Origin of the sequence: Candidatus Angelobacter sp., from assembly GCA_035607015.1 — a bacterium.
GTDB lineage: Bacteria > Verrucomicrobiota > Verrucomicrobiia > Limisphaerales > AV2 > AV2.
The window spans coordinates 1-15,043 of the sequence record DATNDF010000497.1 but is presented as its reverse complement, the minus strand read 5'-3'; the positions used below and the strand labels follow the sequence as shown (position 1 = coordinate 15,043).

12 protein-coding genes are annotated in these 15,043 nt (G+C 58.8%); 5 read left to right on the top strand and 7 right to left on the bottom strand.

Annotated elements, in window-relative coordinates:
• Nucleotides 1-64 precede the first annotated feature (64 nt).
• From VN887_19925 to VN887_19905, 5 genes are all read left to right on the top strand, one after another.
• Nucleotides 65-1,441, top strand: coding sequence for a DUF1501 domain-containing protein (locus tag VN887_19925; GenBank protein ID HXT42287.1), 1,377 nt, complete (start codon nucleotides 65-67; stop codon nucleotides 1,439-1,441).
• 80 nt (nucleotides 1,442-1,521) lie between these two features.
• Nucleotides 1,522-3,744, top strand: coding sequence for a DUF1549 domain-containing protein (locus VN887_19920; GenBank protein HXT42286.1), 2,223 nt, complete (start codon nucleotides 1,522-1,524; stop codon nucleotides 3,742-3,744).
• Between the two features lie 10 nt (nucleotides 3,745-3,754).
• Nucleotides 3,755-4,210 (top strand): hypothetical protein, encoded by a 456-nt coding sequence (locus VN887_19915; protein HXT42285.1) that lies wholly within the window; start codon nucleotides 3,755-3,757, stop codon nucleotides 4,208-4,210.
• Between the two features lie 36 nt (nucleotides 4,211-4,246).
• Nucleotides 4,247-5,026, top strand: coding sequence for a PIG-L deacetylase family protein (locus VN887_19910; protein HXT42284.1), 780 nt, complete (start codon nucleotides 4,247-4,249; stop codon nucleotides 5,024-5,026).
• Nucleotides 5,023-8,730, top strand: a complete 3,708-nt coding sequence (locus VN887_19905; protein ID HXT42283.1) for a c-type cytochrome domain-containing protein — start codon at nucleotides 5,023-5,025, stop codon at nucleotides 8,728-8,730. The genes VN887_19910 and VN887_19905 overlap by 4 nt, the downstream gene beginning before the upstream one ends.
• Nucleotides 8,731-8,819: 89 nt before the next feature.
• Here VN887_19905 and VN887_19900 read toward each other — a convergent pair whose 3' ends face one another.
• The 7 genes from VN887_19900 to VN887_19870 all read right to left on the bottom strand — a co-directional run bounded on the left by VN887_19900 (nucleotide 8,820) and on the right by VN887_19870 (nucleotide 14,877).
• Nucleotides 8,820-9,695, bottom strand: a complete 876-nt coding sequence (locus tag VN887_19900; GenBank protein HXT42282.1) for an FKBP-type peptidyl-prolyl cis-trans isomerase — start codon at nucleotides 9,693-9,695, stop codon at nucleotides 8,820-8,822.
• A 176-nt stretch (nucleotides 9,696-9,871) separates the two neighbouring features.
• Nucleotides 9,872-10,642: a hypothetical protein gene (locus tag VN887_19895; GenBank protein ID HXT42281.1), complete on the bottom strand. Its 771-nt coding sequence runs from the start codon at nucleotides 10,640-10,642 to the stop codon at nucleotides 9,872-9,874.
• Between the two features lie 63 nt (nucleotides 10,643-10,705).
• Nucleotides 10,706-11,737, bottom strand: a complete 1,032-nt coding sequence (locus VN887_19890; GenBank protein ID HXT42280.1) for a glycosyltransferase — start codon at nucleotides 11,735-11,737, stop codon at nucleotides 10,706-10,708.
• A gap of 563 nt (nucleotides 11,738-12,300) precedes the next feature.
• Nucleotides 12,301-13,164 (bottom strand): type II secretion system protein, encoded by an 864-nt coding sequence (locus tag VN887_19885; GenBank protein ID HXT42279.1) that lies wholly within the window; start codon nucleotides 13,162-13,164, stop codon nucleotides 12,301-12,303.
• On the bottom strand, nucleotides 13,161-13,703 hold the full coding sequence (locus VN887_19880; protein HXT42278.1) for a MauE/DoxX family redox-associated membrane protein: 543 nt from the start codon (nucleotides 13,701-13,703) through the stop codon (nucleotides 13,161-13,163). The genes VN887_19885 and VN887_19880 overlap by 4 nt, the downstream gene beginning before the upstream one ends.
• Nucleotides 13,646-14,530, bottom strand: coding sequence for a hypothetical protein (locus tag VN887_19875; protein HXT42277.1), 885 nt, complete (start codon nucleotides 14,528-14,530; stop codon nucleotides 13,646-13,648). Before VN887_19875 ends, VN887_19880 begins: the two co-directional genes overlap by 58 nt.
• A 119-nt stretch (nucleotides 14,531-14,649) precedes the next feature.
• Nucleotides 14,650-14,877, bottom strand: a complete 228-nt coding sequence (locus VN887_19870; protein ID HXT42276.1) for a helix-turn-helix transcriptional regulator — start codon at nucleotides 14,875-14,877, stop codon at nucleotides 14,650-14,652.
• Between the last annotated feature and the right edge of the window lie 166 nt (nucleotides 14,878-15,043).

Genomic DNA, 15,043 nt, shown 5'->3' with positions numbered 1-15,043 from the left:
TTTCTCTATTGTCCGTGGAGCATCTGAAGACTAGGTTCTTCAATCAACTGCCCAGTGTCACCTTATGCTGAAAGTTACGGGTAAAGGCTCCATCACCACCTGCGACGGCATCACGCGCCGCGACTTCCTCCAGGTCGGCGCGCTCGGAGCCATCGGGTTCACGTTGTCGAACTGGGCGGCTCTGAAGGCAATCGGCGCCGTCAAGAGCGGCAACGACGAAAAGTCCGTGATCATGATCTTCAACCTCGGCGCGCCGAGCCAGCTCGACACCTTCGACCTGAAGCCGGATGCGCCGCGCGAAATCCGCGGGCCGTTCAAGCCGATCAAGACCAACAATCCCGACATCCAGATTTCCGAAATCTTTCCGCTTCACGCGAAACTGGCTGACAAATTCTCTCTCGTCCGCACCTGTTACCATACCGCGGCTGCGGTCCACGACACTGGTCACCAGATGATGCAGACCGGCCGTCTGTTCACCGGGGGCGTCAACACGCCGCACGCCGGTTGCGCGCTCGAGTTTCTCAAAGGCCGGCGCAACGAGCTTCCGGCCAACGTCATTCTGCCCGAGGTCATGGGGCCGACCGGCGGCAACATGCCGCACGGCCAGGATGCCGGGTTCCTCGGCAAGGCTTACGATCCGTTCGTGTTGAACGCCGATCCGTCGAAACCGGATTTCAAAGTGCCGGATCTTCTGCCGCCGAAGGAAATCGGCGAGGCGCGGCTCCAGCGACGGAAACAGTTGCGCGACGTCGTGGATGGGACGGTCAAGGATTTCGAAGCCAGCCCGAGCGCGCAGTTGATGGATTCAAGTTTCGACGCCGCCTATCGCCTGATGACCAGCGAAAAAGCGCGCGAGGCATTTGACCTGACGAAGGAACCGCAAAAGGTTCGCGAACGCTACGGCATGACGCGCTTTGGCCAATGTTGCCTGCTCGCGCGGCGATTGGTCGAAGCCGGCGTGCGTTTCGTCACCATCAACACGTTCATCACCGTGTTCGACGAGATCACCTGGGACATTCACGGCTCGAAACCGTTCACGTCCATTCAGGGCATGCGGGACATCGTCGCGCCGATGTATGACCAGGGCTACAGCGGGCTGCTCGAAGACCTGTTCCAGCGCGGCATGCTGGACAACACGCTGGTGTGCAACCTCGCCGAATTCGGCCGCACGCCAAAGGTCAACCCGGCCGGCGGACGCGATCACTGGCCGCAATGCTGGACGGTTTACTTCGCGGGCGGCGGCGTGAAGGGTGGGCGCGTCGTGGGCAAGAGCGACGAGATCGGCGCGTATCCGGCCGAACGCCCGGTTAACCCATCGGAAATCGTGGCCACGATCTTTCAGAGCCTTGGCCTCGACCTGATTACCGAACTGCCTGGTCCCAGCGGACGGCCGTTCCCGCTCGTCAACTACGGCACTCAGCCGATCCGGGAGTTGTTTTGAGCTGGAATCATGAAGTTGAAAACCGGCAGCGCTTGCGCCTCGGGCGCAGCAGACGACGGCCCCTCGCCGCCCGTTGCCTTATGAGTCTTTCGCGTTACTTCGCGTGTTTCGCGGGCGGCCTTCTCCTGGCTCTTTCCGCAAAGGCAGCCGACGCCGACTCGGTCGCGCTCACCAACATCACCTTCCGCAACCATGTCCAGCCCGTGCTCGCCAAATTCGGCTGCAGTTCCGGCGCCTGCCACGGCGCGGCCGCCGGACAGAACGGCTTCAAACTGTCCCTGCGCGGCTTCGATGACGAAGGCGATTACCTCGCGCTTACCCGCAACGCGCGCGGACGCCGCATTGTCCCGTCCGATCCCGGCCGCAGTCTGATGTTGATCAAACCCACCCGAACTGTGCCGCACAAAGGCGGACAACGCTTCGAGGTGAACTCGCTCGAATACAAAATCCTTTCTCAATGGATCGCCGCCGGCGCCCCCGGCCCCAAACCTGACGACCCGCGCATCCAGCGCATCGAAGTCCGGCCGGACCACACGACCCTGAAAAACGGCGCGACGCAACAACTGACCGTGCTGGCCTATTTCAGCGATGGCCATTCGGAAGACGTGACGCGCTGGGCCAAATACACCTCGGCGAACGAAACGGTCTCCAACGTCGGCGAAGACGGCAAGGTCACCGTCGTCGGCAACGGCGAAGGCGCCATCACCGCGTGGTATCTCAGCCGCATCGCCGTCGCCACCGTCACCGTGTCGTTCACGAACAAAGTTTCACCGTCCATCTTCACCAAAGCGCCGAAGCGCAACTTCATTGATGATCTCGCGCTGGAGAAGTTGCGCGAATTGAACCTGCCGCCGTCGCCCCGTTGCAACGACGCGGAGTTCATCCGCCGCGCGTTCCTCGACACGATTGGAACGCTGCCGACTGCGGAGGAAGTCCGCGCGTTTCTCGACGGGAAATCGAAAGACAAACGCGACCGGCTCATCGACTCGTTGCTTCAGCGGCCCGAGTTCGTCGATTACTGGACCTACAAATGGTCCGATCTGCTGCTGGTCTCCAGCAAACGCCTGAAGCCGGCGGCGATGTGGAGTTACTACCGGTTCATCCGAAACAACGTCGCCGCCAACACGCCGTGGGACGTGTTTGTCCGCAGGATCGTCACCGCCCAGGGCAGCACGCTCGAAAACGGCGCCGGCAATTTCTTCGTGCTTCACGAGGACCCGCGCTCCATGGCTGAGACGACCACTCAGGCGTTCCTCGGCATGTCCGTCGCCTGCGCGAAGTGCCACAATCATCCGATGGAGAAGTGGACCAACGAACAATATTACCGCTTCGCCAACCTGTTCGCCCGCGTCCGCGCCAAGACCGGCAAGGACGACGACGAAATCATCTTCGTCGCGGACCACGGCGACATCGTGCAACCCCTCACCGGCAAGGCGCAGCCGCCCACGCCGCTCGACGGCAAGCCGCTGCCACTCGACGATCCGCGCGACCGCCGTGAAGCGCTCGCCGACTGGCTCACTTCGCGGGACAATCCTTACTTCGCCCGCTCGATCGCGAACCGGATCTGGGCGAACTTTTTCGGCGTCGGTGTGATTGATCCCGTGGACGACCTGCGCGTGACCAACCCGGCCAGCAATGAAAAACTACTGACTGCCGCCGCGAATTATCTCGCCGACGGGAAGTTCGACCTCAAGGCGCTGATGCGCGCGATCCTTCAATCGGAAACGTATCAACGCAGCAGCGAATCGTTGCCCGAGAACAAGGCCGACACCCGCTTCTACTCGCGCTATTACCCGCGCCGCCTCATGGCCGAGGTGTTGCTCGACGCCTATTCGCAGGTGACCGGCGTGCCGACCGAGTTTCGCACCGACCTGCGCAACGAGAACCGCGGCCTCGGCGAGAAGTATCCGGTCGGCTTGCGCGCCATCCAGCTTCCGGACACGAAGATCGCTTCCTACTTCCTGAAGACGTTCGGCCGTCCTGATCGCGAGAAGACGTGCGCCTGCGAACGCACCGCCGAACCGAACGTCGCGCAGGTGCTGCACATCGCCAACGGCGACTCAATCAACGAGAAACTGATGGCGAAGGACAACGCGATCGCGAAAGAACTGGGCGAAAAATCGTCATCGGAGAAACTGATCGAAGAAGCCTACCTCGGCGTCCTGTCGCGTTACCCGACGAAAGAGGAGAAGGCGGCAATACTGAAGACCCTCGCGGATGCGAAGAATTCCGAACAACGTCCGCTGGTCGAGGACATGTATTGGGCGCTGCTCAGCAGCAAAGAGTTTTTGTTTAATCATTGAAGATTTGAAGATGAACTCACAGCCCAAAGTTCATGTGGTCGGGATTTATAAGCTGAACGTCGATCCCGCGCTGGTGAAAGAAGCTTTAGACTTGAAGTATCCGATTGATTCATACAGTGCTCAAGCTCGACGCAGAGCGGAGCCAGTAGTGTTCAAAGAGTTGTCCTCGGCTGTGCTCATTGAGCTGACAATCGAAAATGCGGATGAGAACTACTCCGTCGGCGACTTCGAACAACCCGATTCCGATCAAGCCGCCTATGAAGAAAGGTATCTGTCAGCCGATGGCACTTCAATTATTTCGGAGTACGTCCGTCCTGCAGGAAATTTTTTGCGCATGGTCTTTTTTCTACATTTCTTTGACCCCGTGAAGCCGCTTAAAACCAGCTACGGGGTTGTAAAACTCCCTAGGACGACCGGGATGCCGGAATGGCTGGGAAAAGTTATCCGCTATGAACCTGTAACTTGATTTGTATCAATTGGCGCATTTTCCTGAATGGCCTCGATGAACATTCCAGTTTTCCCTCGGCGCGATTTTGTAAAACAGTCAGTGGTTCTCGCCACGCCGACATTGCTGGCCGCCGCGCTTCCACTCGGCGCAGCCGAATTTGATTCAGGCGTGGCGCGCAAGCTCAAGGTCGTTTGTGTCGGCGGGCATCCGGACGATCCCGAATCGGGTTGCGCCGGGACGTTGGCGCGTTACTCGGAACAGGGCCACGCCGTCTCCGTCATTTACCTCACGCGCGGCGAGCGCGGGATTCAGGGCAAGTCGCTGGACGAAGCCGCAAAAATCCGGACAGCCGAATGCGAAGCGGCCTGCAAAATCATCGGCGCCAAAGCGGTTTTTGCCGGCCAGATTGATGGCACGGCGGACTTCACGCGAACGCGCGTGGACGAACTTCAAAAGCTTCTCGCTGCTGAAGCGCCGGACCTGGTTTTCACGCATTGGCCGGTGGACACGCACATGGACCATCAGGTTGCCAGCATGTGCGCGATCCGCGCGTGCATGGCGCTGCCTCGAAAACCGCATCTTTATTTCTTCGAGGTGAACAGCGGCAGCCAGACCCAGGGCTTCGCGCCCAACACCTACGTGGACATCACGCCAGTGCTCGAAAAGAAAAAGTCCGCGCTGTTCGCGCACGCGAGCCAGGACGGCCAGGGCATCTGGAAACAGCACCACGAATTCATCGCCCAATGGCGCGGGCGCGAAGCCGGCGTCGCCGCCGCCGAGGCGTTCTCTCATTTGAACCGCGACAACAAGAGCACCCGGTTGCCCGGAGTATGATGCCACCCGTGGAATGTTGCGGACCACGCCCGTCGCTTGCGCATCACCGCCGCGCGCCGAGCGGCGTAAGCGCCGCGCCGCAGAGCGCGGGATTCAGCCCGCTTCAACACGCGAGCCCGGCGAGGGTTCTGTCGCTTCTGGCGGGTGCCTGCGTTTGCTTCACCTCGATTACCGCAAGGTTGCTTGTCGCGGAGCCTGTGGATTATTCCGCGGTCGAAGCCATCTTCACGCAGCACTGTCTCGATTGCCACGGCTCGACCGAGCCGGAGGCGAAGCTGATCATGGAGACGCACGAACTGCTGATGAAGGGAGGCGAGGGCGGCGCGGTGATTGTGCCGGGAAAAAGCGACGAAAGCCTGCTCGTGCGCATGATCGAGGGCCGCGTCGAAAAGGACGGCAAGAAACTGATCATGCCGCCGGGGAAAAAACGCGAGAAACTCAAGCCCGAGGAGATCGCGCTCATCCGCGCGTGGATTGACGCCGGCGCCAAACCGCCGGCCGAATTCAAACCGAAGGAACTGGTCGTGCCGAGAATCGAACCCAAAGTTCCGCCGCGCAATCCGGTCAACGCCATCGCCTATTCGCCCGCCCGCAAACTGGTCGCCGCCGCGCGTTACGGCGAGGTCGAACTGCGCTCCGCCGAGACGCACGCCGTCGTGCAGGCGCTCGAAGGGCACCGCGGCAACGTCAATGCCATCGCGTTCTCACCCGACGGCAGGTTTCTATTCGCGGGCGGCGGCGAGGCCGGCTGGCTCGGCGAAGTCCGGCAGTGGGACCTGGCTGATGATCATTTGTTTTACGTCTTCGAAGGACACAGGGACGCGGTTTATTCCGTCGCCGTTTCACCTGACGGCCGGACGTTGGCGACCGGCGGTTACGATCAGAAGATCAAGTTGTGGAACGTCGCCACCGGCGAGGAAATCAAGACTCTCTCCGGCCACAACGGCGCGGTGTTCGGCCTCGCGTTCCGGCCCGACGGGAAAATTCTCGCCAGCGCCAGCGCGGATCGCACGATCAAACTGTGGGACGTGACGAGCGGCGAACGGCGCGACACGCTTTCGCAGCCCGTGAAGGAACAATACACGGTCGCGTTCAGCCCCGATGGCAAGCGGCTCGTGGCTGGCGGCGTGGACAACCGAATCCGCGTCTGGCAGATCAGCGAGACCGCCGCGGAAACGACCAACCCGATCCTCGAATCGCGCTTCGCCCACGAAGGCACCATCCTCAATCTCGCGTTTTCCTCCGACGGAAAATCGCTCGCGTCATCCGCCGACGATCGCACGGTGAAAATCTGGGACGCGGCCGAGTGGAAGGAAAAACTCTCCCTCGAGAAGCAGCCCGATTGGGCGTCCGCGGTCGTGTTCGTGCTCGACAACCAAGCGGTCGCCGTCGGGCGCATGGACGGGTCGCTTCAGTTTTACGACGCGGCCAATGGCAAAGTCGTGTCCGCACCGAAACCCGAGTTGACGCGCGCCGAGCCGCGCGGCATCCAGCGCGGCAAGGAAGTCAAAGTCCGGCTCGTCGGGAAAAACCTTGCCGGCGTGACCGGCGTGAAATCTCACGAACCGAAGCTGAAGGCGGAACTGGCCGGTGACGCGGGCGCGAACGACGCCGCGTGGATCAAGGTGGCCGCGGCCGGCGATCTGGCGCGCGGCGCTTATGAGCTGTCGGTCGTCAGCGGCAGCGACGAAAGCGGCCGGATCAAGCTGTATGTGGATGACCTTCCGCAGATCGAGTTGACCGGAACGAATCAGGCGGAATCTTTGCCATCGACTTTCTGGGGCGCGCACGAAAAGCCCGGTGACTCGGACGAAATCGGATTTGCGGCGAAAGCGGGCCAGACCATCGTGTTCGATGTCGCGGCGAAGAGCATCGGCTCGAAGGCCGACACGATCCTGACGTTGCTCGACGCGTCGGGCAAGGTGCTGGCGAGCAACGGTGGTTTCGATGGCAGCGCTGACCCGCTATTGGCTTACGCGTTCGAATCGGACGGCGAATACCGTGTGCAGGTGAGCGAACAAATGCCCGCGGGTTCGCCGGAGCATTTTTACCGGCTGTCAATCGGCGGGTTCGCCTACGTGACCGGCTGTTATCCACTCAGTATTCCGGCGAACGCAGAGTCGGATTTGGAACTGGTCGGCTACAATCTGTCGGCGGAGCGAACGGTCAGGATCAAGGCCGGCGTTCCGGGTGAAATGGATGTGCCGGTTGATCTGGAAAAATTCCGCAGCCGGCGCGTGTTCAAGCTGATCGTCGGCGACGGAACAGAACTGACAGAGGTCGAACCGAATGATTCGCCTGAACAAGCAACGAAAATCACCGCTCCGGGCGCAGTCAATGGACGCATCTGGACGCCGAAAGGAGGCAGCGACACGGACCTTTTTCGGTTCGAAGCAAAGGCCGGCCAGCAATGGATCATCGAGACTCAGGCGGCGCAACGCGGTTCGCCGGTGGATACGAAGATCGAAGTATTGCACGCCGACGGCCGCCCGGTTGAGCGGATGGTCCTGCAGGCGATGCGCGACACGGCCATCAATTTTCGCGGGGTTGATTCCAACAATTCGGGAATGAGACTCGACAACTGGGAGGAGATGGAGCTGAACCAGTTCGTTTATCTCAAGGGCGATGTCATCCGGGTTTTCCGGATGCCGCAGGGTCCCGACTCGGACATGCTTTTTTATGCGTCGAACGGCAAGCGCCGGGCGTATTTCGATACGACCGCGACGGCCCATGCGCTGGACGAACAGGGCTACATTGTCGAAGCCCGCCCGCCCGGCACAAAGCTGCCGGCAAGCGGCCTGCCCGTCTTCCATGTCAACTACGCCAACGACGACGACGGCGAACGGAAGCTGGGGGCGGACTCGAGGCTGTTCTTCGCGGCACCGACGGATGGAGTTTATCTCATTCGAGTCCGCGATTCACGCGGTTACTCCGGCGACCGATACGTCTATCGTCTCATAATTCGCGAACCGAAACCCGACTTCAAACTGACACTGAACGGCGCGAATCCCACCGTGAGCGCGGGCAGCGGCAGGGAATTCTCCGTGACGGCCGAGCGCGTTGACGGGTTCGATGGCGACATCAGGCTCGAAATCACCAACCTTCCGGCCGGCTTTTCGGTTTCAACGCCGCTGCTGATTCAGGCCGGACACAACGAGGCGAAAGGCACGCTCAACGCCGCGGCCAATGCAACGAAACCGGACGGGACAAACGCGGCAGCGTCCCGTGTGATCGCGACCGCGACGATCAGCGGCCGGATTGTAACCAGGGAAGTGAACAATCTCGGCAGAATCACGCTGGGTGAGAAACCGAAACTCTACGTTTCGTTCGAGCCTGATTCGCGGATCCAGGCGACAACGCCCGAACCCGATCCGCCATCCGCAACGCCGATGGAAATCACCATCGCTCCCGGCGAGTCCGCCCGCGCCCGGTTGAAGATCAGGCGCAACGGCTATGATGATCTCGTGACGTTCACCGTCGAAGACCTGCCGCACGGGGTCATCGTTGATAACATCGGCCTGAACGGTGTCCTGATCCCAAAGGGCGAAAGCGAGCGGGAAATTGTCCTGACCGCCGCGAAATGGGTGCCGGAGCAGGATCGTCTCTGTTATGCCATCGAGAACCAGGCCGGGCGCCAGACTTCACCGCCCGTCCTGCTCCGTGTCCGGCAGCAACCCGCGAAGCTGGCGGGGAACGGCAAATGATCCGCGGGCTTCGTGCGTCGCGCAGAGGGGAAAAGAAAAGCGGCCGCGCTGAATTTGCCGCGGCCGCCTGACAAAATGGATCGCAGGGTTTATTTTTTTTCCGCCTGTTTTTGCTGCTGCTCCTTTTGAAGCTTTTCCAGGTCAGCCGCCTTGATCACTTCGATTTTGGCGCCCTTCTCCAGTTCTTCCTTTGACGGCACCTTGATGATATCGCTGGTCACCTGCTGCGCTGGCACGGGCGTCGCCGCGGTGGGAGGGGTGGCCGGGGGAGCCGGCTGGGTGAACGATATCAATTCGACTTCGAACACCAGGGTGGCGTTGGGACCGATCTGCGGACCGTATCCGCGCTCGCCGTAGGCGAGGTCGGACGGGATGAACAACTGCCATTTGGCGCCGGGATTCATCAGTTGCAGGGCTTCGGACCACCCTTTGATGACGCGATTGGCCGGCGTCGTGTACGGCTTGCCGTGCTTGTAGGAACTGTCGAACTCGGTTCCGTCGAGAAACGAGCCGCGATAATTGGCGGTCACCACGTCATTGGATTTGGGCGATTCGCCCTTGCCTTCGGTCAGGACCTTGTATTGAAGACCGTCGGGCAACGTGATCACGCCCGGTTTCGTCTTGTTCTCTGCGAGGAATTTTTCGCCTTCCTGTTTATTTTTTTCCCCCAGCTCCTTTCTTTTTTCCTGCTGGTGGGCGCGGATTTCCTGGTTCAGCGCCATCATACACTGCTTCAGCTCTTCGTCGGAAAGCCCCGAATGGCCGTCAAAGGCCTCTCGCAGTCCTTTGATCAACAGCTCCAGATCCACGTTGATCTCCTGCCGTTTCAAACTGTTGCCCAGGTTCGCTCCGATGGCGTAGCTGTTCCTTTCCTTGCCGACTTTTAGGGCAGGTTTGTCGTCAGCCGCGCGAACGACGTTGACAAGGAGTCCGAACGCCAAAAATGTTATCAATCTTCTGTTCATGTTTGTGTCTTTCATCACGGCGAATATTCAGGGCAAGCCGCCGGATTTTCAATGGAATTGTGCGCACCGTGCCGGCGACAACCCCGAACACAGGCCGGACAAAATGGAGACAGGTCTGATGCGGGCGAGGCGAATCCGCCGTGAACGAAGACTCTGAACCAAAACAACCAGCTCGCTCAGTCCTGGGGAGCCGATAAAAGACCCTTGCTGTGCGGCAAGTGAATGATCGCAGGACGGACTTCGACGGCCGCGCCGCCGAGCGGATGCTGCCACTTCCACGCCGTTACATCGCGCGGGGTTTCTCGAAAAACTCCCCCGTCGTCACCCGCCCAGACGTCAGGATGTTTGGCGAGCAAGTGCGCTTCGGGATCAGCGCACAGAATCTGCATCGCGTAGCCCAACGCGGCGGATACATCGGCCATCAGCCCTGCCTCTTTCGCCTTGTGCCAAAAACCCAGCGCCAGATCGTAAACCGCATCAATGGCGTCGTGATGCACAATCCAGAATGCGCTTGAGAATAGATAAGCCTGATTGACAATTCCCTGCTCACACATCAACTCACGCAACCGATGCGTGGATGCTCCTTTCCAGACGCGATCCTCGTTCAAACGTGAAAGGTTCAATTCCAGCGGCACATGAATGGGCGACTTGCCCAGCGGGCCGAGCACGTCAACGGGGTTCCGGACGAACACCGTGTCCGCATCAAGCCAGATGAAATACTCAAAGTTCAAGCGGTCCATGCCCACCTTGAGGTAATGCAATTTGAACAGCCCGTGCTCCTTCTCGAACTGGAAGGCGTCGTAGCACCCGCACCCTTCGAGCGGCCTGTCGGTCAGGACATGAAACTCTCTGAAGACGCCCGCCTGCCGCGCCGTGCGCACGCAGCGTTCCATCATCGCGCCGTAAACGCCGTCGCAGACCGACCAATAGCAGTATTTTGGTCTCATGCTGACACCACCAATCCAGGCCGCATGCCCTTGCGCGCCGGGTTATGGAAAAGGGAGCGTGATTCAAAAACTCAAAGCCTCAACCCACCTTCGCCGATGCTCGTCCGGATTGCACAAGTGCTCGCGCGCATATTCCGAGCATTGGCGGCTCAGTTTCATCCGCAACGGATAATTCTCGCAAAGCTCACGCGCCGTCGCTTTGAACTCGGCATATTCTCCGCAGATGAACCCGCTTTCACCATGCACCATCAATTTGTGGAACTGATGCCCGGCGGGAACCACCGGTACACAGCCGGTCAACATCGCCTCGACAACTGACCGGCCCCACGATTCCTTGATGCGATGGCCGAGCGGGTAAAGAAACACGTCGAGGCTGTACAGAAACTTGAGCGCGGACTCCTTGTTCACCGGAAGCAGTTCCCACTCCGGGCCGAACCGATGCCAGCGATATTGCTTCTGCAAATCCTGGCTCCACGCCATCACGCGATAGCGCGCCTCCTTGAGTCCGAGTTCTTCGTAGAACACCGGAAAATCGAGCGGATACTTCTTGGGGTCGGCTCGCGACAGCCTGCCTAAAGTGAAGGACGAATTGCACCTTTCACGCCAGGCGTAATCGTCGGGATCAATGTAGTTGCCGCTCATGAACGAAGGCACGTCGCGATACATGTCAGCAAAAACGTTCGCCTGAAATTCCGAGACGAACAGCACGCGGTCAATCAAACCTTCCTTCACCGCTTCCGCTTCGCCTTTGAACGCCCACATCATTTCGTTCGACCATACAAGCTTCAGTCCGCGCGCCTTTGCTTCGCTTGCGGTGCCGGAAGAAAAAAACTCCTTCTCGCACATTGCCAGCGCAACGCCTTCGAGTGTTTTCGACAGATTTTTCAGCAGAAAACAGTGAACACCGTGCGGCTCTGTCAGTTGCTTGACATCTTTATCTTTGCACCAAGCGATATTCGGAAGGACAAGAGTAATGTTGAAGTCTTGTTGCAGGAGCTTGATCAAATGGGCGATCTTAGTGGCAGCGCCGCCAATTCTGCCCGGTACGCCAAACAGATACAGGCATGGTAAATTCCCGGATCCGTCACCCACCATATTTAATATCTAACCAACTGACCCGCCGACGTGCGCATGTGTCAAGCACAGTCCTGCGCCCGGCTGTAAAATTGGCACCCGCGCAGTTTTACAGCCGAGCGTCTGAGGGCTATTGCCTCACAAGCATCATTCCGAACGAGGACTAGCCACCGAAGACATTTAGCTACTTAATCCTGATGTAAACACGTCCCACAGCCCCATTGGGCGCCGCACCCTCCGTCATAGCTACCGCATTGGTCCCCAGAGCTGCAGCACCAATAGAAGTCGTATTCGGCAATTCGTGTGTGGCAGGAAGGGGTACATGTCGGGCACTGGTAAGGGGTGCCAGGTACTACACACGCGCTTACTTCATAGTCCGCCAGAACCTTCATAGTTCCACACAACAACATTCCTGTGGCTATAGTTGCCGAAAGATTGCTTGGACTAAACAGCTTTTTGAGTTTGTTCATGGCTTTTCTTTCTCTTCTTCATGCCCGAACTCCTCAAGCGCCGCTCGGCCGGTCTCCAAGGGGAGTGGTCGCACGCTCTCGAATCGGGCTATGAAATGTGGGATTCATTGTCTATTATGATCCAGGCCGTTTCGTCGGCGGTACGTAACCCTTGTGCCAGTAGAGTTGCCACAGATTCTCCAAGGGAACCATTTCCACGTGACCGTCGAAAAATGACACGTTGATCGCACCCGGCAGACGTTGCGTTGGCGGCCAGACACCCGTCAACTTGGTCGGGTGACTTCCATGCCGGGCGATGAGAATATTATGCATTCCTTGTCCCGTGTGACCATCCTGGGCATTGACCCCGCTCGGCCTCAGCGGTGGGCGGTCTGTCGCCATGGGAGTCGTGTCAATGGTGATGCCATCCGAAAGTGTCGGCACCAGCGCTGGCTGGGTAATGTTTACTTCGGTTACGAAATACTCAGGATAACGATAGACATCCTGAGTCCAGAGTGGTGGAGACAACTGGATCCAGAAGTTCAACGCATAGCTCCCGGCCCGTAACTCCTTGGGGTCGGGATCGGTGAAATCCTTGAAACCGACGAAGCCAGTCTGCCATCCCCCGTGTCCATACCAAGCGGTGTTGACCGAGCCGTCGTCTCCGTCCGCCTTTAACCGGTTGGGGCTTGGCAAAGGCGCGTCGGGACAAATCCAGCCTTGGGCCTGATAGCCAACCGTGCGCTGCCACCATTCGCCCACGGAATGTTTACCCAGCCGATCCTCGTTGAGTTCTTCGTCCAGCGCCAAGCGATAGCTCAGAGTAATCTGGCGTTCGTTGCTGACGCAGGCAATGCGCCGAGCGTTTTCCTTGGCCCGCGACAACGCCGGCAACAGCAGCGCCGCGAGGATCGCAATCATCCCGATGACCACGAGCAGTTCGATGAGGGTGAAGCCGCGCTGCCGGTTGCCCGCAAGAATGTTCGTCGATATTCTCATGGACTCGCGATTAGACTCTGAACCCTGTCCGTATCTGTATGCGTTCCGCTGGAACTCGCACCGTTCGGGAAATGTCGGTCGTAGGTCCACTTGATAGCCCATAATAGGGCGCAGTTTCGCGCAAGTCCGAGGAGCGCCTCTTGTCGGCTGTTCTGGAAAATCCCCATCAGGCCCAAGCACCCGCATGAGGGTGGATGGGCCAACGTCGAGAGATAAAACAGGTAAGCAGTGAAGACGAACAAGACGAAGGTGGAGAAGATCAGCGCATACCTTAAATCCACTTTAAGCATCAAAACAGCTCCCAAGTAGAGTTCCAAGGACGTTACCGTAGCGACGATGGCTTTAGCCCAGATGGTCGGCACGCGGAGTGATTCCAGCGCCACCGTGGCCGGACCCGGATGCAGCAGCTTGCTAATGGCTGCCAGAATAAACAAGGCACCCAAAAGCAGGGGACCGTGGCGGTAAAACGGACGGCACATGGTTAGAATAGCAGGTTGATGTTCAGCAGCACATCCGTGAATAACCGTGAAGGTGCCCACTGCTGGTCCTCATCAGACCAGTACAAACTCAGATAAACCGGAGCCGCATTAGTTGACGCATTCGCGTGAGCAAAAAAACTCAGAAGTAAGAATGGACCCTCGTCGCTGCTCCCTCCGCCAGTGGTCTGCATACCATATCGAAAGCCCGGATCAATCGCCGCCTTTGCCATCGTGAAGCCCTGCGCCACCGCGCCGCTGAAGAAGGAGCCGGGTGAGTTCGTGTGAGTAACCGCAGCTCGAATACGCTCCAAACAAATCCCCGTAAGCCCGGGACCGGCATCACCGTGCGGGTTCGTCACTTTATGCCATAAGGCCCGCGTGACAGTCTCCGCTTCCGAAGCTACTGGCGGATTACCATTCTGTAAGAACTGCTCGGTATCGGTAGTCAGGACGAATTTGTAATGCAGTTCATTTGTTTTCAGACGCATATATGCATCGCAAGTGGGATTTCCGAGGTAGCTAAGAATGTCGGGCAAACGAATTCTCAGTCGCTCCCTTTGTATCCGTGTGAGCAGCAGCCCTTGCAAGGCGGGTTTGGCAAGAACATTTTCCGAGAGGTCTTTCGTCGAGATGTCGGTATATTGAAAGGCATTCCACACGGCGGCCACTTGTCGGACTCGATTTTCCCGCGCTTGAGCTTCAATTTGGCGTCTCTCTTGCGAATACTGCTCCCTAAGCACCGCACGCACGGTAAGCGTTATCCCAACGCCCAAGCCGAGAACCAGCATGTGGCAACGCAGTCTCCGCAAAACGCGCTGAATCAACACGAATACGGCTGCCAGACGTTCACTGGACGACATGAACAGAAACGATCTTTTCCAATTCATGGCCTTTTTCCTAAGCGAGCATGCTAACAGAAAATGTCGCCGTGCAAAGTACCAAAAAGTAGGTACGCCGGTTTTCCAATCTGCGGACGGCCAGCAGCCTTTCTCCGGACCGGGCCACTTCAGTTTTCACGCCGGGGGCGAATCCACTGGTCGTAAAAGCGGGCGGCATCAACCCGGTTTTTGGCGTGGAGCTTGTGATAGATATGATGCAAATGCCGGTTGGCCGTACTCACCGCGATTCCGAGTTTATCCGCCAGTTCCTTGGCGGGAAGGCCCGCGGCCAGAAGCTCCAGAATCTCCGTCTCCCGCCTGGTTAATTTCCGGTCCGGCTCATTCGATGAATTCATCGCGACCTCCATGAATGCCGCGTTTACTCTTCGAGTCAGGATAAACCGCGTCGTCGGTCGTTTTGGAACGGACACGACTCCCCGCAAGCATGAAGCCTGTCTCGCGGCTTCTCATAAACGCGGCCCCACAACCTGACCCTCGGCAAAAGTAAACGCCCCCCCCCCC